The following is a 21,233-nucleotide window of genomic DNA, read 5'->3' on the forward strand; positions in this document are numbered from 1 at the left end:
TCAGGCCAACTCGCCGGGCGCCTCTGCGGTCCGCGCCAACGCTGTTACCGCCCGCGCAAAAGCTGAGGGCGAGCGTGATGCAGTGGAGTGATTTTGCCTTGTCTGAGCTTGAGGTAGCACCTTGGATGCTGATTAAAAACAGCCGCGTGTATCCCGATGAGCTAAAAATCCCCCCCGAAATATTGGCCCCCAGCATGCAATGGGAGAGCAGCCGCGCCCAGCGTATTTTGATAAAAGGACTGGAAGGGAAAAACTACCTTGTCGGCAATGCCTTCAGCCTGGCCGATATTCACATTTCAGTGGCGCTGCTGATGCACCTAAAGGTTGGGCTTAGCATAGCGCCTGTGCTTGGTACCTACCTGGGCCGAACCCTGAGCCGACCTGCTGTAGCGCGGCTGATTGCCCGCGGCGAGATGGCGGATGTCTCGGCGCTGTTCTGCTAAGTACGCACCTGGTGCAGAGGAAAGTTTTGATTAGCAAATAAAAAACCCGGCATTGCCGGGTTTTTCAGTTTATGGATGGGTTTAGCTATTTAAGTCCTGAAAGAACTTCTTCACCCCATCAAAAAAACCTTCCGCTTTGGGGCTATGCTTTTTCGACTCGCCGGTGAGGCTCGCTTCAAACTCACGCAGCAGTTCCTTTTGGCGCTCAGACAGGTTAACCGGCGTTTCCATCACGACCTTACACAGCAAATCGCCGACGGCGTGGCTGCGAACCGACTTCACACCCTTGCCGCGCAGGCGGAACATGCGTCCGGTCTGGGTTTCAGGCGGTATTTTCAGGCTCACCTTGCCATCCAGTGTCGGCACTTCGATGTCGCCGCCAAGGGCTGCGGTGGCGAAAGAAATCGGCACTTCGCAGTACAGGTTATTGCCGTCACGCACAAAAATCGGATGCTCGCGCACCGTCACCTGCACGTACAGATCGCCTGCCGGTGCACCAAACTCACCGGCTTCACCTTCGCCGGCCAGACGGATGCGGTCACCTGTATCGACACCGGCCGGAATTTTCACCGACAGGGTCTTGGTCTTTTCGACCCGGCCATTGCCGTAGCACTTGCTGCAAGGATCTTTGATTATCTTGCCGCGGCCATGACAGGTTGGACAGGTTTGATTGGTGACGAAGAAGCCCTGGCGCATCTGCACCTGGCCCATACCATGACAGGTACCACAGGCACTGACCGAGGAGCCTTTTTTGGCACCGGTGCCATCACAGCTGTCACAGCCAACCAGAGTCGGGACTTTCAGCTCTTTGGTCAGGCCACGTACGGCCTCTTCCAGCGACAGCTCCAGGTTGTAGCGCAGATCTGAGCCACGCGCCGCCTGACGCTGACCGCCGCCACGGCGACCGCCACCGAAGATATCGCCGAACACATCGCCGAAGATATCACCGAAATCGGCGCCACCACCAAAGCCACCGCCACCGCGGTTGGGATCGACACCGGCATGACCAAACTGATCATAAGCGGCCTTTTTATCGGCATCGGTGAGGATTTCGTAGGCTTCTTTCACTTCTTTGAAGCTGGCTTCGGCCTCTTTATCACCGGGGTTACGGTCGGGGTGGTATTTCATCGCCAGGCGCTTGTAGGCCTTCTTGATGTCCCGCTCGCTGGCATCACGGCCTACGCCGAGTACCTCGTAATAATCTCGCTTTGACATATGCTCACGCTTAGGTTGCTTAGCTTGGACAAACGGGCGTCAGGGTTACCCCAAACGCCCGCCACTTCAGCTAATAGGCCGGGCCTATTACTTCTTGTCGTCTTTCACTTCTTCAAACTCGGCGTCAACCACGTCGTCGGCGCCGGCGTTGCTGGAAGACTGACCCTGAGCACTGCCCTGGGCGCCCTGGGCCTTGGCCTGGGCAATTTCCACCAGCTTGGAAGAGGCTTCGATCAGGGCCTGGGTGGCCTTGTCGATGGCTTCCTTGTCGTTGCCTTTAGCGGCTTTTTCTACTTCAGCGATGGCGGCGTCAATCTTGGCCTTGTCATCGCTGCCGAGGGCTTCGCCGGCTTCTTCAACCTGCTTCTTGGTGGCGTGCACCAGACCGTCAGCCTGGTTGCGGGCCTGAGCCAGCTCTTCGAATTTCTTGTCTTCGTCGGCGTGGGCTTCGGCGTCACGCACCATTTGGGCGATTTCATCATCGGACAGACCAGAAGAAGCCTTGATGGTGATCTTCTGCTCTTTGCCGGTCTTCTTGTCTTTGGCAGACACGTGCAGAATACCGTCAGCGTCGATGTCGAAGGTTACTTCGATCTGAGGCATGCCGCGCGGCGCAGGCTCGATGCCTTCGAGGTTGAACTGACCCAGTGACTTGTTGGCGCTGGCCTGCTTACGCTCACCCTGCAGCACGTGAATGGTCACGGCGCTCTGGTTATCGTCGGCAGTAGAGAACACCTGGCTTGCCTTGGTAGGAATGGTGGTGTTCTTTTCAATCAGCTTGGTCATTACCTGACCCATGGTCTCGATACCCAGAGACAGCGGGGTCACGTCCAGCAGCAGTACGTCTTTCACATCACCGGCCAGTACACCCGCCTGAACGGCAGCACCGATGGCCACAGCTTCGTCAGGGTTCACGTCACGACGTGGCTCTTTACCGAAGAAGTTGGTTACGGCTTCCTGCACTTTCGGCATACGGGTTTGACCGCCTACCAGAATCACTTCGTTGATGTCAGACACAGACAGGTCAGCATCGGCCAGGGCCACTTTCAATGGCTCCAGTGAGCGCTGGATCAGGTCTTCAACCAGCGACTCGAGCTTGGCACGGGTCACTTTTACCACCAGGTGTTTTGGACCTGTGGCATCAGCAGTGATGTACGGCAGGTTCACTTCGGTCTGGTTGGTGCTGGACAGCTCAATCTTGGCCTTTTCAGCGGCTTCTTTCAGACGCTGCATGGCCAGAGGGTCTTTACGCAGATCCAGGCCCTGCTCTTTCTTGAACTCGTCTGCCAGGTAGTTGATCAGACGGTTGTCGAAGTCTTCACCGCCGAGGTGAGTGTCACCGTTGGTGGCCAGTACTTCGAAGGTCTGGTCGCCATCGTTGTTGTCGATTTCGATGATGGAGATATCGAAAGTACCACCGCCGAGGTCGTACACGGCAACGATGTTGTCACCCTGCTTCTTGTCGATACCGTAAGCCAGTGCCGCGGCAGTTGGCTCGTTGATGATACGTTTTACTTCCAGACCCGCGATACGGCCGGCATCTTTGGTGGCCTGACGCTGGGCATCGTTGAAGTAGGCTGGCACAGTGATAACGGCTTCAGTCACTTCTTCACCGAGGAAGTCTTCAGCGGTTTTCTTCATCTTTTTCAGCACTTCGGCAGACACCTGTGGTGGTGCCATTTTCTTGCCACGGCTTTCCACCCAAGCATCGCCGTTGTCGGCTTCGATGATTTTGAATGGCATGATGTTCACGTCGCGCTGCACTTCATCGTCTTTGAAACGACGACCAATCAGACGCTTGATAGCGAAGAAAGTGTTGGTCGGGTTGGTCACGGCCTGACGCTTTGCAGGCTGGCCTACAATTGTTTCGTCTTCAGTAAAGGCAATGATGGAGGGCGTAGTGCGATCGCCTTCAGCGTTTTCAATCACTCGCGCCTTGCCGCCATCGAGCACAGCTACACAAGAGTTGGTTGTGCCGAGGTCGATACCGATAATCTTACCCATGGAGTCCTCCAAAAAAATTCTGTCACGCAAAAATTCGTTGCTGTTGTGGATATGGGGGGCGCGGCGGGAATTTCAAGTCCCGGATATTCGCACTCCATATCGTCCTTAACGCCTATATTGGGTCAGCCATTTCGATTACAAGGGCCAGAAAAAAAATTTTGATCCTTTTTGCCAATTTTCCGTGCTGGCCGCCGTATAATGCATGCAATCGAAGGGTCATTTGCAGCAGCAGATGGCAGTGCAGTCTCGAACAGTCAGGAATCTTTTACGTGAAACCCTCAAATTTGGCCTACGTTTACGGACTGGCCGCAGTACTTTTGTGGTCGACGGTTGCCACCGCCTTTAAACTGGCGCTGGCCCAATACTCTCCGCTGCAGCTACTGTTTATTGCGGTATTAAGCTCAGTTGTCGCCCTTGGCGCCATTGTCGCGGCGCAGGGTAAACTTGGCCTGCTTAAATACCAGTTTGCCGCCCGCCCCTGGTTTTATTGTCAAACGGGGCTTTTGAATCCTTTTCTCTATTATGTGGCGCTGTTTAAAGCTTATGAGCTGCTGCCAGCGCAGCAGGCCTTGTCGCTCAATTACACCTGGGCCATTTTATTGCCGCTGCTGGCGGTGCCGCTGCTTGGTCAGGCGCTGCGTAAAACCGACCTCTTCGCGGCGCTGATTGCCTACAGTGGCGTCTTTGTTATCGCCACCGGCGGCAATTTGAGTCACTTCAATCTCGAAAATCCGACCGGCATGCTGATGGCGCTGGCAAGCACTGTGCTGTGGTGCCTTTACTGGATAGTGAATACCCGCGATAAGGGCGATGCCGTGGTCAGCCTGCTGCTGAGCTTTTTGATTGGCCTGCCCCTCGTTACCGCCACCATGCTGCTGACCTCAGGCCTGCCATCATTCAATGCCAAAGGCATTGCGGCTGCGGTGTATGTGGGTTTATTTGAAATGGGCCTGACCTTTGTACTGTGGCTGATGGCGCTTAAAACCGCCAAGCGCACCGCCAGTATCAGCACTCTGGTGTTTCTGTCGCCGGTATTATCCATCGGCTTTATCGCCATGGTGCTTGGCGAAACCATTCGCAGCTCCACGTTTATTGGCCTTGCGCTGATCCTGCTGGCACTGGCGCTGCAGCAATTGCTGCCACAGTTTGCCGGCAAACAAGCGGCGGCTAAGCCTGCCCAGGATAAAGCCTGATTAAGGATAAAGCCTTGGCGGCTGTCGCCCTAAGCGCAACGCACAAAAAAGCCCCGAACTTTAACGGTTCGGGGCTTTTTGTCATTTGTGGGCAGTGAATTTTAAGTGACGCGCTTAAACCTAAACCACTGCGCTTAGCAGCTCTAGCTACTTAACCGAGATACTTAGGCGGGCTACTTCAGCGGGCTACTGCGCCGAGCCACTTAAGCGCTCAGTTACAGCTTGGTTATTTCAACCTCGCCAACGCCGACATCCACACTAAGGGCACCGTCACCCCTTGCGCTTGCCTGATAGCTCTGGCTCACCATGGCACGCTCGACGTCAATTTCGGTGCCGTTGACTGTGTAGCTCACCTCACCCACACCGGAGTGCAGCGAAATATCGGCATATTCGTGGCTGTGGCTTACATTCACCTCACCCACACCAAGGTCGATATCGACACTGTTATCAAGGCCGGTTGCAGTGATTTGCCCGACGCCCATGTCGATTTTTACCTTGGCCTCTGCAGGCAGGGTGATTTTCCAGCGCTGTTTAACATCATCATCGTCGGTTAACTTAAGTGCCAGCCGCTCCCCCTTGGTAAGCTCGCTCTGAAGCTCAATGTCGCTGACATCCTTTTTGGAGGAGAAGAACAAAAAGCCGCTGTTTGCACTCTCCACCACCACATCAACGCGAAACTGATTGTCTGATGCACTCACAATCTCGACCTCGCCCACACCGACATCCAGTACCAGCGCCTCGCCCTGATAGGCAAAGACCTGCGACAAATGTTTTTCTGCCGCGCTGGCAGACAGGCTGACCAAGCCACACAGGGCTATGACAGGGACGAATTTTGACATGGCGATTTCTCCGTTTAGGCCACTTACTGACAGGTATGCAGCGATTAATGCTGCTTGACCAAAGCAAATCGAATGCCAAAATTTAAATCATTCACAAACAATGAGTTATTTAAAGTTCGTATGAGCAGCACCGGGTTTACCGCAAATAAGTGGCGAAAAACACCAAAAATACGCCGGAACTCACCACACAAGATTGAAATGAGGAGTTAACAGGTTTATAACTTTAGCACTCAAGTGCAAAGGAGCGCGCAAGAGCATGAGTCTGGTCATCACCCCAAAACCTTTACTGCGTTTGACATTCAAAGCCGAAAAACGCTTCCGCATTTCTGCCATGTTACTGTGTATATTCATGATTGTGGTGGACCACTACTTTGGCAATGTGTTTACCACCACCGCCGTGCTCATGTATTCCTTCTTTTTGTTTCCCGCGATTTATCTGAACCGCTATGTTCAGGTGACCTATTTCTATTATGTACAGCAACCCATCATCGCCTTTCGGTTGATGTGTATCGTTATCATCGCCGCCATGACCCTGGTCTGGAGCGTCGCCATAGTGGATTACATCTTGGATCCACCGGTATTCCCCAAAGAAGAGCGGCTTAAAGAGTTGATGGGTGAAAGTTACCAGCCGGTAAAGAACTGACCCATTACCTTAGACTGCAACGGCAGCGCCGGGCAAGGCTGATAAGCAAAAGGCTTAGAAGCAAAAGACTTAGAAGCAAAAGACTTAGAAGCAAAAGTGAAGCTCAGGGCTCAGCAACGGCTTTGACCTGAAAAGCGTCAGCCAAAAAATATTTTGAGATTTTTTGCAAACTGCGGGAACTAACCTAAAACCCCGCAGTCAGAATTACTGAACCGAATTTTTGCAGAGTCTGCATGGGTAACGTTCATCATCATTCTCCCTTTCAGCTTCGGCCTGCTTTGCTAGCGCGTTTGGCAGGTACTGGAATCTGACTTGAACATCTCGGGCAACCATTGGTTGCCCTTTTTTTATCTGCGTTTTGCGCTCAGCTCTGCGTTAACAGCCTATCGAGCTGGACACTCAGTGACGGATGAAATCCCGGCCGCGCCTTGTCATAGATGGCCTTAAGCTCGCTGTGGTAGCCAGCTATTTGCAGCTCAAGAAACAGCGGCCGGACAAACTTGGCGCGGCCGATGCGACACAAAAAGTCTTCCACTTCGGCAACCGCCGGGTCGTAATGGTTACGGATTGCGACCCTGAGCCAGTCGCAGGCAATTTCAGCATTGCCCGAACGCCCAAGCGCGAAGCTGTCATCGAGTTCAATCAGCCGCGCCTGCGGGATTTGCTGCGGCAACTTAGATAGAAAATACTGCCAGTGCTGCACCCGCCAATGGCGGGTTTGGCTTGCCGTCAGCGCAGCGCCATCACGCCAGCTGTCTATCGCCTGCTCCACTTTTACAAGGCTCGTTGACGTGGGGGCACAAAAACTATCGGGCAAGCCCTCGCCATAAATCCACTCAAGCAGCTCTGCCTCGGTGAGTTTATCGCCATGCTGTTTAAGCAAGGTGTTACGGGCGTAATCAACAAAGTCTTCTGTGGTTATGGCCACAAAGGCAAAGGCCGCTATGTAAGCGTTAAGAAAACGGTCAAAAGCCTCGCGCCCGAGCCGCGCCTCCAGAAAATGCACAAACATCGAGGCTTTATCGTAGGTAAAGCGGTTAAACGCCTCGTTCGGATCGCCCGCTTGCACATTGGCAGGCAGGGTCTGGCGCTCAAGCGGCATCGAGGCCATTTCTTCTTTCAGGCGGCCATATTCAATCATCAGCTCAAGCCCGGCCTGCTCCTTGCCGTAAACGGCCTCGACAATCCGGTTGGTAAAGTAAGTGGTAAAGCCTTCGTTGAGCCACAAATCGCGCCAGGTGGCATTACTGACAAGATTGCCGGTCCAGGAATGGGCCAGCTCATGGGCCACGGTCGACACCAGACTCTTATCCCCCGCGATAAGCGTTGGGGTTAAAAACGCAAGACACGGATTTTCCATGCCGCCAAAGGGAAAGCTTGGCGGTAAAATCAGCATGTCGTAACGCCCCCAGGCGTAGGGGCCAAGGATTGAATCCGCCATCTGCATCATGGCTTCAATGTCTTCAAACTCAGTTGCGGCAAGCGCCGCTGTCGCAGGCTCGGCAAACACCGCGCTTCTTGGGCCTATCTCAATGCGAACAAGCTCGCCTGCGGCAAGTGCCAGCAGGTGGGTTGGCATGGGCTTTTCCATCACAAACTGAAACACCCCGTCCTGCGGCGCGGTCTCGGCGTTGAGCGCACTCATGACGATGCGGCAGTCGCGGTTGGCGCGCACCCGCGCATCAAAGGTGATACGGGCCTTGGGGGTGTCCTGCAGCGGGATCCAGCTGCGGGCGTTTATGGGCTGAGACTGAGAAAACAAAAAAGGCTTACCGCTTTGGGTCTGGCGCCCGTCAAGCCATTGCAGCCCTTCGGCATCTGCCGATGTGTGATAGCAGATAACCACAGAGCGGATATCGCCGCGAAGGGTTATCACGAGCGGCGTGCCAAGTACCGCCGAGCCTTCGCCCATGGCCCATTCAAGCGCCCGCCCCTCAGTATCGGTGACCGAGATGATATTCAGCGCGCGGGTATCGAGAATAAGCTCCGCGCCATCAGAGCGCGCGCCCTCAGCCTCTGGCGAAGCGAGGTGCTCAAACTCAAGCCTTGCTTCGCCGGTGAGCTGTTTGAGCTCAAAGTCGATGGCCAACTCAAGGGAGACGTGCCGCACGCGCACCGCGTCGCTGTTTGCGTATGAGTGATAGTCGTGTCTGAGATCCCACTGCTGCATAAAAAGTCCGTCAGGGTAAAAAAGCCAAAGTATACATGCCCAAGCTTAGCCAACCCAGCGCATCACAAGGCCTGCTGGTGTTCCTTTAGATTTACGCCGGCTTATACAAACGCATCCGGGCATCGGGGAATCTGGAGATCGGTGCATCGCTGCCGCTGCACACGTCAGCCGTTAAACCGCAAGGATTGACAAATATCTTCACACAGGCAAAATCTGCATACAATATTCAATAATAACTTTCTCCTATGCGTACACTGATGTTATCCCTTGTCGCCGGCTCAGGCCTGATGACACTGCCACTACAAGCCAGCACACCGATACCTGTGGATGTGGTGCTTAAATACCGTTTTGCCTGCAGCGATACCCTGCTTATCCGTGCCCAGGCACTCAGCGAACCCCAAATACTGCAAACCTGCAGCATGCTTAAAGAGCAGGAAAGCCGCTTCCATGCGCTGTTTGGCACCCTGGGTAAACCCGTGGCCGATGACTATAACCAAGCAATGCGTGCCAACGTCTATGCCGATGCAGAGGCGTATCGCACCTATGTAACCGCCCACTTTGATGTGCCAAGCGATAACGGCGGCATGTACCTTGAGGGACATATATGGACGCTCCCACAGATGCAAGCCGTTTTTAGCCCTCGGATAGCCATCCGACGCATGCCTTGCCTGTAACCCTGTCTGTGCTTCTGCTGATGACTGACTTAAATGGTGTTGCTCTGACATATATTCGGGCTTGACCGTGCACTTTATGTAAAAGCTGGCGCCCCTGATGCAATCCGAACCTGCACACCCTAACTTGAAAACCACCCAACCGACCTTCAAGGTCGTGCTCTTACCGGGTTTATTGCAGGCAGGCTAAGCCAATTTTTCATCACCTAGGGAACAGACTTGGGAAGGGGGATTGTCAGGGGCTCATATCACCCACTCGGACTCGCTGGTCCTTGTCCCACCCGAGCTTCCTGACAATCCGTAACTTATGCGCCATGGCAGACTCCCTGACTTTGACTATCCATTTGACAGGGCCCTTGGCCGAATTGGGGCTGATACCTGGTCTGCCTTTGCAATAAAATCCACATCAGTCTGGCGAGTCTGCGTGCTGTGGCGACCACCGCCTTGTTTATCCCCCGCCGCGCCTTGATGGCCGAGACCCAACGGCTTAAGTCATCCTGCTTTTTGTGGGCATGACTGACCACAGTGCGGGCACCGTGGATAAGCTGTTTACGCAGATAGCCATCGCCGCGCTTGGTGATGTTGCCTAGGCGATTAGTGTTGCCGGAGGCGTATTGCCTCGGGGTCAACCCCAGCCACACGGGTAATTCATCGGCGCTGCTGAACGCCTGGCCCTTGTCGATACAGGCACTGAAGGCCGAGGCAATAATCGGCCCCACGCCTGGCAAGGACAGCAGAATTTGCGCGGCCTCGCTTTGGTCGTTGAGCTGCTTTATCAACCCCAGAATACGCCCAAGGCGCACATCAAACGCTGCCAGCTCATCAATCACATCGTTCAGCGTGAGCCGAAACAGCGGTGGTAAAGCCGGATTATCGAGCTGCTCAAGCAGTGCCCGGCGAAAGGTTTTCAGTGGCGAGTGGATAATCACGCCAAACTCCAGCAGCAAACTGCGGGTTTGATTAACACAGGCGGTTCGCCCGGCAATCAGGCGGTCTCGCTGGCGATGCAGTGCCATGATACTTTGCTGGTTTTCAGTTTTTATCGGCACGAAGCGCATGCCCGGCCGCTGACTGGCCTCATAAATCGCCAGACAATCGTTTTTGTCATTCTTGTTGCCCCTGACAAACGGGGTCACATACTGCGCCGGGAGCAACTCCACCCGATGACCAGCCCGCACAAAACAACGGGCCCAGTAATGGGATGACATGCAGGCTTCCATCACCACATGGCAGGACTCAAGCTGAGGGATAAACTCAATAAACTGCTGTCTGCTCAGGCGTTTGGAAAAGACCTTTTTACCCGTATCCGTCACACCGAGCACTTGAAAGACGCTCTTTGCCAGGTCGATTGAAACTGTGCTAGCTTTCATGATGGACGCTCCTTTTCAACTGATTGTTTCAAAACCAGTTTGGCGCATTGACGCCGGATTAAGGAGCGTCCATCTCATCATCCACAGCGCGAGGGTAATCAGGCCGAGTTTGTGGCCTATCAAAAGAACGGGCAAATCTGGAACCTGCGCCACGAGTATGTGCACTACCTCGATGGCCGCTTTAATCTCTACGGCGATTTTTGCAGCGCTCTGCACGACTCTCACAGCGCCCCCGAGTATTGCCCCGAGCCGTCACCGCCACTGCCCCATCTGGTGTGGTGGACCGAAGGCGTCGCCGAATATCTGGCCCTTGGCGATAACAACCCCAAGGCGCTGGCACTGGCCAAGGCTCCGGGCTATTCCCTGAGTGACATTTTTGATACCAGCTACGAGCACAACGGCGGCACCGACCGGGTGTATCGCTGGGGCTACCTTGCCGTGCGCTTTATGATGGAGCATCACAGAGAAAAAATTGATGCCATGCTTGCCTTGACCCGCAAGGGAGATTATTCGGGCTATCAGTCACTTGTACTAAGCTGGGGCACCCAGATGGATGATGAGTTTTCACTGTGGCTGAAAAAAATCACAAAAAATGTTGAGGCTGACGGAACTTCTTTGCAAAGCGCCAGTCAGAATTAATGAACCGAGTTTTTCATCGTTCATCATCCTCCCTTATTTGATGGTTTCTAGCGCAACCATCCCTTGTTGGAAAGACATTTTTCGGCTCCCATTGGGAGCCGTTTTTTTTGCCTGCCGCGCACCGCCCCATAAGCAAAAAGCCCCCAAAGCAAAAAACCTCCCGAAGGAGGCTTTTCTGAGTCGAAGGTCGCTTAAGTCTGAATTACAGGCGGATACCGGCTTTTTCCAGATCTTTGGCAATTACGCTGTTTGGCAGCGGAACATAACCGTCTTTCTCAACCACTTGCTGACCCTGCTTGGACAGGATAAAGCGGATGAATTCACGCTCCATCGGTGGCAGCTCTTTGTTTGGGTGCTTGTTCACATACACGTAGAGGTAACGTGACAGTGGGTAAGTTCCGTTGGCGGCGTTTTCGATGGTGGCTTCGATAAACTCATTGCCTTTCTTGGCGATGGCTACGGCCTTCACGCCGGCAGTTTTGTAGCCGATACCTGAGTAACCAACGGCATTGAGTGACTGAGATACAGACTGCACTACAGAGGCGCTGCCTGGCTGCTCGTTCACGTTGGCCTTGAAGTCGCCTTTACACAGGGCGTGCTCTTTAAAGTAACCGTAGGTGCCGGATACTGAGTTACGGCCATACAGCTGCACATCTTTGGCAGCCCAGCTGGCATCGGTCAGCCCCAAGTCGCCCCAGCGCTGCACATCGTTGCCACCACACTTGTGGGTAGAAGAGAAGATACCGTCAACCTGCTCGGCAGTCAGCCCCTGGATTGGGTTGTCTTTGTGCACGAACACCGCCAGAGCATCAATCGCCACGCGGATAGCGGTTGGCTGGTAACCGTAGTGCTTCTCAAAGGCTTCCATTTCGTTAGGCTTCATCTTGCGGCTCATTGGGCCGAACTGAGAAGTGCCTTCGGTCAGGGCTGGTGGCGCAGTAGAAGAGCCGGCCGCCTGAATCTGAATATTGACGTTGGGGTAAATAGTTTTAAATTCTTCGGCCCACAGGGTCATCATGTTGGCGAGGGTATCTGAGCCAACAGAAGAGAGATTGCCGGATACGCCACTGGTTTTCTCATAAGAAGCCAGGGCAGGATCCAGTGCGGCCGAAGCGGCTGCGGTGAATAAACCGGCGGCGGTCAGAGTCATGGCGCCAGCGAGTTGTTTCAGTTTCATAATTGCTCCAGTGTTAAACCAGTTTTCGTAAGACGCAGCCAGTATCCACCGCCACAATGACAAGTCTATGACTGTCGTGTGACACTTGCATGACAAAGGCTAACTTTGAGCAAAAAGATAGAATCATCTTATTTATCAAAAACAAAAACTGGTTTTAAAAAAACAAAAAATAGGCATACGCCTATTTTTTAATGGTGATGCCCTGGTTTACTGCGCCAGCAAATGATGCGGGATCACAAAGCCGAAAATACTGCCCTTGCCAAGCTGACTGCTGACATAGAGCTCGCTGTGGTGATGCGCCAGTGCATGCTTGACGATGGCAAGCCCAAGGCCGCTGCCGCCGGTGGCGCTGGAGCGGGAATTATCAACCCGGTAAAAGCGCTCGGTTAAGCGGCCAATGTGCTGCGGCGCAATGCCGACACCGTTATCCTCGACCTGAAAGCGGCCGCCGGTGGCGATTTTACGCCAGCTGATTTTGACCACGCCGCCGGGCGGCGTGTAGCGAATAGCGTTGGACACCAGATTGCTGCAGGCACTTCGAAGCAGCACTTCGTTGCCATGGGCATCAAGCTTGGGGTCAATATCAAACATCAGGGTGTATTGCCCCTGCGACAGCGCTTCAGCCTCATCTTTTACCGCCGCCATCAAAAGCTGCATATTTACCCTGTGCTCAAGGTTCACCTCGGTGGCATCTTCAATGCGCGACAGCGTCAGCAGCTGCTCCACCATCGACTGCATTCTGCGGGTTTGCTGCTGCATCAGCTGCAGCGGGCGGGCGTTGATGTCGTCAGGCTCGGCCATGCTCTGCATCATTTCAAGGTAGCCCTGCAGCACGGTCAGCGGCGTTTTAAGCTCATGGGAAACGTTGGCCACAAACTCCTTGCGCATACCTTCAAGCTGACGAATGCGGGTAATGTCACGCACAATCAGCAGCATCTGCCTGTCACCGTATTTCATCAGCCTGAGTTCCAACAGGCGTTTATCGGAGACCGGCGACGCCAGCTCCAGCGGCTCGTGGAAATCCTGCGCCTTGAGGTAGGCGGCAAAGTCGGGGTGACGGATAAGGTTATCGATGCGCTGGCCGTTGTCCTGCGGCCACACCAGCCCGAGCATCAGCTGCGCCAGTTTATTGCACCAGAGAATGTTTTTGTCGGAATCGAGCACCACGGCGGCGTCGGGTAAGGCCTCAGCGCCCTGACGAAAGCGGCCCAGCAGGGTTGCCAGCTGCGACACCCGGCGACGGTTTTTGCCCTGCAGGCGGTAAATGCCGTTAAAAATGCCTTCCCAGCTGCCACTGCCCTGGGGCGGTGTCAGCCGGCGGTCGTGCCACAGCCAGTGAGTGAGACGACTGAGTTGCCGGTAGTGCCAAAGCAACAGCAAAATGCAGCCCAGCAGCAGCGTCCATACCACTTCACCGACGATAAGGCCGACAACCAGCGCGATAAGCAGGTAAATCATCAACCTGGAAGCCAGGCGATATCCTGAATAAGAGTCGAACATAAGTATGTCCAGCGAGGGGAACACTTTGGAAGGCACAAGATAACCCATAGGTCAGCCTGTGCCTATCCCCGTCTATCCCCGGGTGGAAAAACGATACCCGGCGCCGCGCACCGTTTGAATAAGCCGGTCGTGGCCAGAAGGCTCAACTGCCTTGCGAAGCCTGCGGATATGCACATCCACGGTGCGGTCTTCAACATACACATTGGTGCCCCAGACGTTATCGAGCAGCTGCTCACGGCTGTATACCCGCTCGGGGTGAGTCATAAAGAAGTGCAGCAGGCGAAACTCGGTCGGGCCCATGTCGAGCACAGTGTCACCGGCACACACCCGGTGGCTGACGGGGTCCAGTGTCAGTCCCTGCACGTCGATGGTTTCCTCAAGGCGGGTTGGCGCGGCGCGGCGCAGCACCGCCTTGATGCGGGCCACCAGCTCCTTGGGTGAAAACGGCTTGGTGATATAGTCGTCGGCGCCCACTTCCAGGCCCTTGACCTTATCTTCCTCTTCGCCGCGGGCGGTGAGCATGATAAGCGGGATTTGGCGGGTGAATTCATCCTGTTTCAGGCGTTTGGCCAACTGAATGCCGCTTCCCCCCGGAAACATCCAATCCAGCAGGATCAAATCAGGATACGGCTCGCAGAGTTGCCCGAGGGCAGAGTCAAAATCTTCGGCAACCGTGGTACTGAAACCGTGCTGTTCCATCACGAAAGTCAGCATCTCGCGGATTGCCAACTCATCTTCAACAATCAAAATCCTTGCAGTCATAAGCGGTTTTCTGTCAGTGAATGTCCACGATGGATATTATTGGTCAGTTTTATGACAAAAATATGATCCCGGCGCCAATCATGCCACAAAAGTGGCGAATTTGTCATAATCAAACTAATTAACTAGCTGTTTATCAAAATGAAAAAAGGAGGCTCAGCCTCCTTTTTTACCCAATAACCGACGGTTTATCAGAACTTGTGTTCGATACCCACGCCGATGTACTCGTCGGTGCTGGTCTGTGCTTCCAGATCGCGACTGGTGTAGAAGGCAAGCAGTTTGGTTGGCTTGCCAAGCTTGTAATCGGCGCCGATTGACCAGGAGTCACCCTTGTCTTCCATGTCCTGGAACTGACCTTTCAGGGTCACATCAGCGATGTTGTAGGCAGCGCTCACCAGGTAGCCTGTCTTGCTGTCACCATCAACGGATTTTTCTTCCTGCTGATACATACCGCCCAGCACAATGCTGGCAATCTTCACCGACGCACTGGCGCGCAGGACGTCATAACCTTTTACTTCGCTGTCGTAAGCCAGGGCAGCGTAGAAGGCCGAGTCTTTCATGGCAGCATCGCCGTACATGGCGGCAACAGAGAAACCATCTTCACCCTTTTGTGAGGCAGAAGCATCGGCGGCATAAGTGGCACCCACTTTGAAACCACCGAAAGAAGGGGTCAGGTAGGTCACTGTCTGCTCGATACGGTTTTCGCCTTTGAACAGGGCTTTGAGGTCACCTGACAGGTCGTTGAACAGGTCAACGTTACCCTGAGACACTTTCAGCATGGTGTCGTTACGACCGGCAGAAATGGCACCGAAACCGCCTTTCAGGCCCACAAACTGGTTACGGGCAGTGAAGTTTTCTTTGGCATCGCTGCCGGTGTCCACTTCGTATTCGATGGTGTAGAAGGCTTCGAGGGCTGAGCTCAGCTCAAAGTCACCCTTCACGCCCAGACGGGAAGCGTTGCTCTGAACTGTGGTTTCAGAGGTGTCGGCTTCGTCGTTGGACTGCGCGGTTACGTTCAGCTTTCCATAAACAGTCAAAGGTTCGGCGGCAGAAGCAGTGATGGAAGCAGCGGCCAAGGCAGAAACAAGCAGAGTTTTGTTAAAAGCGTTCATCATTTATTCCTTGCGACGTCCTGTACGTCTGATTTTTGGTTTGGAAACGAGCGCAAGTGTGCAAGGGCAGTATTGCAGTTTTATTTCAGTGAATGCTCAACTGCGTGAAAGCAGGTTCAAACAGATAAAAAATAATCAACTAGCCCTTGTTATTCATATGGATAAGTAAACTTTGCTGCCAAATGACACTTTTGTGAATTTGTAGGCAGCTGCGCTGACCGGTCATTTTTTTACGGTTTACCCATCACCTTAAGATGGCTTACACTCAGTCTTTCTTTTTTGGCCGAGTGCAATTATGTGGTTTAAAAATCTCACCCTTTACCGCTTCAACAAACCCGTCAATATCGATACCGAATCGCTGGAAAAGGCGCTCTCTGACTTCACCTTCAGCCCATGCTCCAGTCAGGACATCAGCAAGTTCGGCTTCTCCAAGGCCCTGGGTAAACACGGCAGCGCACTGGTGCACAGTGCCAATAACCGCCATCTCATCTGCGCCACCAAGGAAGAGAAAATTCTGCCTGGCCAGGTAATCAAAGAAGCGATGGAAGAAAAGGCGAGTCAGATTGAGGATGAAGAAAACCGCAAACTGACCAAAAAAGAAAAGGATGCGCTCAAAGAAGAGATCACCACCAGCCTGCTGCCACGGGCGTTTTCACGCAGAAGCCAGATCACCGCGCTGATCCTGCCGGAAATTCAGATGATCCTGGTCGACAGCTCAAGCGCCACCAAGGCCGAAGAGCTGCTGGCGCTCCTGCGTAAAGCCATGGGCTCGCTGCCGGTTATTCCGGTGACATTCAATCTGCCGGTGGAGCACAGCCTTACCGAGTGGCTCAAAGCAGGTGAAGCGCCGGCACCTTTCATCATGCAGGACGAAGCCGAGCTTAAATCTGCCGCCGAAGAAGGTGGCATAGTGCGCTTCAAGCAGCAGGTGCTGACCGAAGAGGAAGTGCTGGCGCATCTGGAAACCGGCAAAGAAGTGCATAAACTCGCACTGCACTTTGGCCAGTCCATTGCGTTGCTGCTGCAGTCCGATGCCAGCATCAAACGGCTTAAGTTCTCAGAAGAGTTCCGCGCCGGCAGCGATGATGTGGGCAACGATGACCCGATGGCCAAACTCGATGCCGATTTCGCGCTGATGAGCAGTGAACTGGTGGCCTTGATGCACGCAGTGGTGGATGTACTCGGCGGCCTGCCAAAAGACGAATAACACCACTGTTTTTAATCCGGAAACAGGGCGCTGCGGCGCCCTGTTTTTTTCTCCTTTCTGGCCTACACTGACCAAAAGCCTCAGCAAAGCCGCCCATCGACATGCCGCCTACCGCTTCAAAGTCCCCCGCCGCCGTACCGGATGCGCCAACCCTGCGCCAGCGCCTGCTCGATAAGCTGCCGCCAGCGCTTGCCGACAGTTACAGCGAAGAACAGATTGAAGGGATCCGCATCCTGCTTGGGGACAGAACCTGGGGCAAGCACAGCATCGACAGCCGTGGCAGTTTTGCCATCCCCTTCTTTCGCTGGCGTTTTTACTGGGTGTTCCTCTTTGGCCGCAACCGCCGCGCCTACAGCCGAACCGAGCGGCACCTGTCGCTGGTGATGATGCTCGCCATGGGGGCTGGCTTTATTTTGCTGTGCCTGCTGCTTGGGCTGTTTGGTCTGTATCTGCTCAAGTCCTGGCTTGGTATCGATTTGCTGCCCGGCAGCAGTTTAGGGCTATGGGATTGGGTTAACAGTTGAAATTTATTGTCACTCAGGCTACAAGGTAGCTCAGTTTAAACACTGCAACTATTCGCATTCACAGGTACGCTCTTTATGTCCTCCCTTACATTGGACGAACAACCTGCCGATTTGGCCCATTGGCGCCAAATAATCTTTCGCCGCATGTTCACCGTTTTGGCCATCATTTGTATCCCGGTGTACTTCACCAGCGTTTACCTGTGTATGAAGCAGGGACTCTGGTCCATGGTGGTGGTCGATACCCTGGCCTATCTCACCCTGCTGGCGCTGCTGCTGTTTCCGGAAATCAACGACACGCCGCGCTACACCGCAGCTGGCCTTCTGTGTTATGCCATAGGTGTCGCCTTTATCTGGGCGATTGGCCCAACCGGCGCCGGCTTCTTTTGGCTGTTTATGTTTCCGCTGGTCACCACCTTGCTGCTTGGCTCCAGCGCAGGCGTCAAAGCGCAGCTGCTTTGCGTCATAACACTGCTATTCACCGGCATCGGTTATTACGAAGGCTTGATGCCCTGGCCGCCGCTGCCGGCCTATAGCCTTGAAATTTTTGCCGTTGTCAGCGTTAACTTTATCGCCATCTGCGCCATGTTGTGTTTTGGTACTGGCTACCTCACAGACCGGCTGTCACTGGCACTGGAGCGCACCCACGCCTCACGGCGCGCCACTATCCGCGGCCTTGCCCGATTGTCGGGACTGAGATCCCACGGTCAGGGCGACCATCTTGACCGCATCGCCGCAGGCTCACGCGCTCTGGCCCAGGCACTGGAGCGCTCGCCCCATCGGCCGGACGAATTAACCGGTGAGTTTATCGAGCACATAGGCCTCAGCGCCACGCTGCATGATGTGGGTATGGTGGCCTTGCCGGATATTCTGCAAAACAAATTGGCTCAGCTCACGCCAAGTCAGGAGCTTGAACGGGTGCGCCACACCCAGTTTGGTGAAAAGCTACTGGCGGAGCTGCAGGCCGAGGCGCCGGACTGCCTGCTGTTAAGCCTTGCGCGCAACATAGCAGCCAGCCACCATGAGCGCTGGGACGGGGATGGTTATCCGGGCAGATTAAAAGGCAAGGCTATCCCGCTTGAAGCGAGGATTGTGACCCTGATTGATACCTTCGATGACTTATTGTGCCATCCGGACGAGCGCTTAAGGCTGGGGTATGAGCAGGCGCTGCGCCACCTTAAAGGCCTTAAGGGCAGCATGCTCGACCCGCTGTTGGTGGACACCTTTTTAGCCACGCCGCAGATGCGTGACATCTGGACTCAGTCTCAAATCAAGCAACCATCGTGACGATGCAGGCCGCTGTCGTCAAATTCGACTCGGCTTGGTTAATCCGCAAACTGTGGCGTGCTGCGGCCAAGCCGCGCTTCGGAATCTTCGGCAAAATTGATGCGGCTTAGGGAGATTTGCTCCCATTTAAGCAGCAGCGCAGCAATATCGCCGCTCTGATGGGCCGCCACGATTGCCCGCTCTATGCTGCTCGCTTCCGCTTCCGACATGGCCGCCTTGCTGAACATCAGATGGATATCGCTTTCACTGAGGCGCGCCGTGTGCCGGTACAAATGAAGATGTTCGGTTTGACTGGCAATGTAAGGCAGGGATAACGAATCGCCAAGGGCAAGCTCTGCCCGATTGCGCGCCAGCATTTGTACGCTGCGCAGTAAATCCGGACTCTCGACCAACAGGTTTTTGTGTTCAAGCTCGCTGCGGGACGCCTCATAATCGCTGCCATACCAGCCGGCCTGAGGTACCAGCAATCTGAGCCCCGAGTTCATCAGCTGTGTCCAGCTGACTATATCGCCAAGCTTCTGGCTGTCCAGACTGAACACCCCCACCACTTCCTGCCGGTAAGGCGATGAAAACACGGCATATGCTTCGCGATCGTCGGTTTTACTGGCGCCCATCATGATATCGACCTTACCGACGCGCAGCAGCTGATGGGAACGCTTGGCCGGCATTTTGTCAAACACCAGCTCACAACCTGCTTTGGCGGCAAAGGTTTGCATCAGCTCCACGTCCAGCCCCTGTGGCTCGCCATCGCCTTCAGACCAGGAATACGGCGGCCAGTCGTTGTAGGCAACATGCAGCACATGAGCGCAGTCAGCCTGCGCCTGAGCGCCGGCAAGCATTGCCACCAGCGAAGCCACTGTCAAAAAGGCGCGTTTTGATCGTGCGCCTGTCAATCTGGCGCGCTTAACTCGCATCGCTAACTTGGTGCCTGGCGACGTTGACAAAAACGCGCAGGGACTGAAATGCATGGTCACCTCCAAAGCGTGCCGCTCAATGGGCAAACTGCCTGAGCAGTTTAAGCCGCACAAGTTGCCCGTCGGTCAGTGGGTAATCCTTGGCTTCAAACTGCTCGAGCAGCGCCTTGAACTGGGCCCGGTTATCGTGCAGTTCGCCACTGTGAATAAGCGCCGCTTCCAGCGCTTGCAGCTCGGTTTCGATACCGTCTGTGGTCACCGGCTCTTCCGCCGCAGCGGCCACATTGGCACTCGCGACTGATTCCTTGGTCGCTGCGCCAGCAGCTGGAGCCGAAGCTGCGCCCGAAGTCGTATTCAGCGCTTCCTGGGCTGGGGCGGGAATTGACTGAGGCGCCATGCGTGTTATCGCCTGACGCGGCGCGCTCGCGGCGCCTGCATCCGCAGCAGTAGCTGTCGTTTCGGGGGCTATTATCTCAGATGCCGACACTGGCTCGGACATTGACTTAGACATTGATTCAGGCATTGCCCCGGACATAGATTCAGAAAATGCCGCCGGCGCCGCTTGTGAGGCAGGCTCGCCATAGCCCTGACTCCGAGGCTCCAAATCCAGGTTCACAAGCTCTGGGTTGATGATAAAAAGCCCCACTAGCAGCAGTACCGAGGCGGCGGTCGACATCACATAGGGGAAGCGTCTTGGGCTCTTTTGCCTCGGCGCAGTGGCACTTTGCTCGCCGCGGGCCGATGCAAATTCAAGGATTTGCGCATCAAGGTGCGCAGGCGGCAGCTCTCTTGCGCCCTGGCGATAAAGGGTATCGAGCTCTCGGAATTCAGTATCCGGCGCGCTGTAAGCATTATCTTTCATCGTCGCTCTCCCCCAAACGCTGCGCCAGACACGACTTAAGGCTCTGATAGGCATAGCGGATCCGGCTTTTGGTGGCCTCGAGTGATACCGAAGCGATGTCGCTTATCATGGGCGCGGTAAAGCCCATTTCGCTCGACAGCAGGAAGGCTTCTTTCTGAACCTGTGGCAACAGGCTGATACAGTGGCGCAGCGCCTGAACCTTGCGCTCCTGCTCAAAGGATTTGGCCGGGGTCATGCCATCGGGCAGTGGATGCAGCTCTTCCTGCCACTCCTGAGCTTCATTGAGCGGTTTGACGGCTCTGACATGGTCAATCAGCAGGTTATGGGCAATGCGATACAGCCAGGTAGAAAATCGGGCGGTGGCCTCATAGGCAGGCGCCGCCTTTATCACCCGTCCCCAGGTTTCCTGGTACAGGTCTTCCGCCAGCGCACTGTCGCCTATCTGGCGTACAAAATAACGATACAGCCCGCCTTTATGGCGCTGATACAGGGTCTCAAATGCCTTGATATCTCCGGCGCCATAGCGCTGCATCAGCAGTTCATCGTCTTCACTGCCCGGCAGAGAAATGGATTGAATGGCTGTCATAATTGCCCTGCAAAACCGCGGCGCAGCGTCACCCAAGGCAACGGCCGGTCCGGAATGTCTGTTGATGATTATTTCAGTGTGCACAGCGGCGGCGGCAATGTCCACATTCACCTCGTATCTT

Annotated in this window: 19 protein-coding genes and 1 pseudogene; 8 read left to right on the plus strand and 12 right to left on the minus strand. The window is 54.7% G+C overall.

The window, feature by feature from the left end; translation table 11 throughout:
* Positions 1-77 precede the first annotated feature (77 nt).
* Entirely contained in the window at positions 78-443 is a 366-nt protein-coding gene (locus KJI95_RS02140; protein ID WP_214505520.1) for a glutathione S-transferase family protein, read from the plus strand.
* A gap of 81 nt (positions 444-524) precedes the next feature.
* Here the strand turns inward: KJI95_RS02140 and dnaJ are convergent, their stop codons facing one another.
* Positions 525-1,658, minus strand: a complete 1,134-nt coding sequence (dnaJ, locus tag KJI95_RS02145) for a molecular chaperone DnaJ (protein WP_214505521.1) — start codon at positions 1,656-1,658, stop codon at positions 525-527.
* Positions 1,659-1,745: 87 nt separating this feature from the next.
* On the minus strand, positions 1,746-3,662 hold the full coding sequence (gene dnaK, locus KJI95_RS02150; protein WP_214505522.1) for a molecular chaperone DnaK: 1,917 nt from the start codon (positions 3,660-3,662) through the stop codon (positions 1,746-1,748).
* 269 nt (positions 3,663-3,931) lie between these two features.
* Between dnaK and KJI95_RS02155 the strand changes: the two genes are divergently transcribed.
* Entirely contained in the window at positions 3,932-4,855 is a 924-nt protein-coding gene (locus KJI95_RS02155) for a DMT family transporter (RefSeq protein ID WP_214505523.1), read from the plus strand.
* Positions 4,856-5,070: 215 nt separating this feature from the next.
* On the opposite strand, the gene KJI95_RS02160 is transcribed toward KJI95_RS02155, so the two are convergent.
* Entirely contained in the window at positions 5,071-5,694 is a 624-nt protein-coding gene (locus KJI95_RS02160) for a hypothetical protein (RefSeq protein ID WP_214505524.1), read from the minus strand.
* Between the two features lie 256 nt (positions 5,695-5,950).
* On the opposite strand from KJI95_RS02160, the gene KJI95_RS02165 reads away from it, so the two are divergent.
* Positions 5,951-6,337, plus strand: a complete 387-nt coding sequence (locus tag KJI95_RS02165; protein ID WP_214505525.1) for a hypothetical protein — start codon at positions 5,951-5,953, stop codon at positions 6,335-6,337.
* 364 nt (positions 6,338-6,701) lie between these two features.
* Here KJI95_RS02165 and KJI95_RS02170 read toward each other — a convergent pair whose 3' ends face one another.
* Entirely contained in the window at positions 6,702-8,507 is a 1,806-nt protein-coding gene (locus KJI95_RS02170) for a M1 family metallopeptidase (protein WP_214505526.1), read from the minus strand.
* 245 nt (positions 8,508-8,752) lie between these two features.
* On the opposite strand from KJI95_RS02170, the gene KJI95_RS19425 reads away from it, so the two are divergent.
* Positions 8,753-9,181, plus strand: coding sequence for a collagenase (locus KJI95_RS19425; RefSeq protein WP_349356694.1), 429 nt, complete (start codon positions 8,753-8,755; stop codon positions 9,179-9,181).
* Positions 9,182-9,483: 302 nt separating this feature from the next.
* On the opposite strand, the gene KJI95_RS02180 is transcribed toward KJI95_RS19425, so the two are convergent.
* Positions 9,484-10,548, minus strand: a complete 1,065-nt coding sequence (locus tag KJI95_RS02180; protein WP_214505527.1) for an IS110 family RNA-guided transposase — start codon at positions 10,546-10,548, stop codon at positions 9,484-9,486.
* A gap of 81 nt (positions 10,549-10,629) precedes the next feature.
* Here KJI95_RS02180 and KJI95_RS02185 point away from each other — a divergent pair.
* Positions 10,630-11,187 (plus strand): annotated as a pseudogene (locus KJI95_RS02185) (collagenase); the annotation flags it as partial.
* Between the two features lie 202 nt (positions 11,188-11,389).
* Here KJI95_RS02185 and KJI95_RS02190 read toward each other — a convergent pair.
* The 4 genes from KJI95_RS02190 to KJI95_RS02205 form a co-directional block, all read right to left on the minus strand.
* Positions 11,390-12,364 carry a PstS family phosphate ABC transporter substrate-binding protein gene (locus KJI95_RS02190; RefSeq protein WP_214505528.1) on the minus strand — a complete coding sequence of 325 codons (975 nt, stop codon included), beginning with the start codon at positions 12,362-12,364 and terminating at the stop codon, positions 11,390-11,392.
* Positions 12,365-12,571: 207 nt separating this feature from the next.
* Positions 12,572-13,864, minus strand: coding sequence for a phosphate regulon sensor histidine kinase PhoR (phoR, locus tag KJI95_RS02195; RefSeq protein ID WP_214505529.1), 1,293 nt, complete (start codon positions 13,862-13,864; stop codon positions 12,572-12,574).
* A 72-nt stretch (positions 13,865-13,936) separates the two neighbouring features.
* Positions 13,937-14,626: a phosphate regulon transcriptional regulator PhoB gene (phoB, locus tag KJI95_RS02200; RefSeq protein ID WP_214505530.1), complete on the minus strand. Its 690-nt coding sequence runs from the start codon at positions 14,624-14,626 to the stop codon at positions 13,937-13,939.
* Between the two features lie 188 nt (positions 14,627-14,814).
* Positions 14,815-15,738 (minus strand): porin, encoded by a 924-nt coding sequence (locus tag KJI95_RS02205; RefSeq protein ID WP_214505531.1) that lies wholly within the window; start codon positions 15,736-15,738, stop codon positions 14,815-14,817.
* A 292-nt stretch (positions 15,739-16,030) separates the two neighbouring features.
* Here KJI95_RS02205 and rdgC point away from each other — a divergent pair, with 292 nt between their 5' ends.
* From rdgC to KJI95_RS02220, 3 genes are all read left to right on the plus strand, one after another.
* Positions 16,031-16,942, plus strand: a complete 912-nt coding sequence (gene rdgC / locus KJI95_RS02210; protein ID WP_214505532.1) for a recombination-associated protein RdgC — start codon at positions 16,031-16,033, stop codon at positions 16,940-16,942.
* Positions 16,943-17,043: 101 nt separating this feature from the next.
* Complete coding sequence (locus tag KJI95_RS02215) at positions 17,044-17,466, plus strand: hypothetical protein (RefSeq protein ID WP_214505533.1); 423 nt, start codon at positions 17,044-17,046, stop codon at positions 17,464-17,466.
* Positions 17,467-17,541: 75 nt separating this feature from the next.
* Positions 17,542-18,750 carry an HD-GYP domain-containing protein gene (locus KJI95_RS02220; RefSeq protein ID WP_214505534.1) on the plus strand — a complete coding sequence of 403 codons (1,209 nt, stop codon included), beginning with the start codon at positions 17,542-17,544 and terminating at the stop codon, positions 18,748-18,750.
* A 38-nt stretch (positions 18,751-18,788) separates the two neighbouring features.
* Here the strand turns inward: KJI95_RS02220 and KJI95_RS02225 are convergent, their stop codons facing one another.
* From KJI95_RS02225 to KJI95_RS02235, 3 genes are all read right to left on the minus strand, one after another.
* Positions 18,789-19,607 carry a substrate-binding periplasmic protein gene (locus tag KJI95_RS02225; RefSeq protein ID WP_349356709.1) on the minus strand — a complete coding sequence of 273 codons (819 nt, stop codon included), beginning with the start codon at positions 19,605-19,607 and terminating at the stop codon, positions 18,789-18,791.
* Between the two features lie 133 nt (positions 19,608-19,740).
* Positions 19,741-20,526 (minus strand): hypothetical protein, encoded by a 786-nt coding sequence (locus tag KJI95_RS02230; RefSeq protein ID WP_214505536.1) that lies wholly within the window; start codon positions 20,524-20,526, stop codon positions 19,741-19,743.
* Entirely contained in the window at positions 20,516-21,112 is a 597-nt protein-coding gene (locus KJI95_RS02235) for a sigma-70 family RNA polymerase sigma factor (RefSeq protein ID WP_214505537.1), read from the minus strand. Before KJI95_RS02235 ends, KJI95_RS02230 begins: the two co-directional genes overlap by 11 nt.
* Positions 21,113-21,233: the final 121 nt, after the last annotated feature.

The sequence above is a fragment of the Shewanella jiangmenensis genome (assembly GCF_018596335.1).
In the GTDB taxonomy this organism is placed as follows: Bacteria; Pseudomonadota; Gammaproteobacteria; order Enterobacterales; family Shewanellaceae; genus Shewanella; species Shewanella jiangmenensis.

What these genes read in the sequence shown, in the direction of transcription:
- KJI95_RS02140 (WP_214505520.1), top strand. Translation starts at nt 78, where the DNA reads ATGCAGTGGAGTGATTTTGCCTTGTCTGAGCTTGAGGTAGCACCTTGG.
- dnaJ (WP_214505521.1), bottom strand. Translation starts at nt 1,658, where the DNA reads ATGTCAAAGCGAGATTATTACGAGGTACTCGGCGTAGGCCGTGATGCC.
- dnaK (WP_214505522.1), bottom strand. Translation starts at nt 3,662, where the DNA reads ATGGGTAAGATTATCGGTATCGACCTCGGCACAACCAACTCTTGTGTA.
- KJI95_RS02160 (WP_214505524.1), bottom strand. Translation starts at nt 5,694, where the DNA reads ATGTCAAAATTCGTCCCTGTCATAGCCCTGTGTGGCTTGGTCAGCCTG.
- KJI95_RS02165 (WP_214505525.1), top strand. Translation starts at nt 5,951, where the DNA reads ATGAGTCTGGTCATCACCCCAAAACCTTTACTGCGTTTGACATTCAAA.
- KJI95_RS02170 (WP_214505526.1), bottom strand. Translation starts at nt 8,507, where the DNA reads ATGCAGCAGTGGGATCTCAGACACGACTATCACTCATACGCAAACAGC.
- KJI95_RS19425 (WP_349356694.1), top strand. Translation starts at nt 8,753, where the DNA reads ATGCGTACACTGATGTTATCCCTTGTCGCCGGCTCAGGCCTGATGACA.
- KJI95_RS02180 (WP_214505527.1), bottom strand. Translation starts at nt 10,548, where the DNA reads ATGAAAGCTAGCACAGTTTCAATCGACCTGGCAAAGAGCGTCTTTCAA.
- KJI95_RS02190 (WP_214505528.1), bottom strand. Translation starts at nt 12,364, where the DNA reads ATGAAACTGAAACAACTCGCTGGCGCCATGACTCTGACCGCCGCCGGT.
- phoR (WP_214505529.1), bottom strand. Translation starts at nt 13,864, where the DNA reads ATGTTCGACTCTTATTCAGGATATCGCCTGGCTTCCAGGTTGATGATT.
- phoB (WP_214505530.1), bottom strand. Translation starts at nt 14,626, where the DNA reads ATGACTGCAAGGATTTTGATTGTTGAAGATGAGTTGGCAATCCGCGAG.
- KJI95_RS02205 (WP_214505531.1), bottom strand. Translation starts at nt 15,738, where the DNA reads ATGATGAACGCTTTTAACAAAACTCTGCTTGTTTCTGCCTTGGCCGCT.
- rdgC (WP_214505532.1), top strand. Translation starts at nt 16,031, where the DNA reads ATGTGGTTTAAAAATCTCACCCTTTACCGCTTCAACAAACCCGTCAAT.
- KJI95_RS02215 (WP_214505533.1), top strand. Translation starts at nt 17,044, where the DNA reads ATGCCGCCTACCGCTTCAAAGTCCCCCGCCGCCGTACCGGATGCGCCA.
- KJI95_RS02220 (WP_214505534.1), top strand. Translation starts at nt 17,542, where the DNA reads ATGTCCTCCCTTACATTGGACGAACAACCTGCCGATTTGGCCCATTGG.
- KJI95_RS02230 (WP_214505536.1), bottom strand. Translation starts at nt 20,526, where the DNA reads ATGAAAGATAATGCTTACAGCGCGCCGGATACTGAATTCCGAGAGCTC.
- KJI95_RS02235 (WP_214505537.1), bottom strand. Translation starts at nt 21,112, where the DNA reads ATGACAGCCATTCAATCCATTTCTCTGCCGGGCAGTGAAGACGATGAA.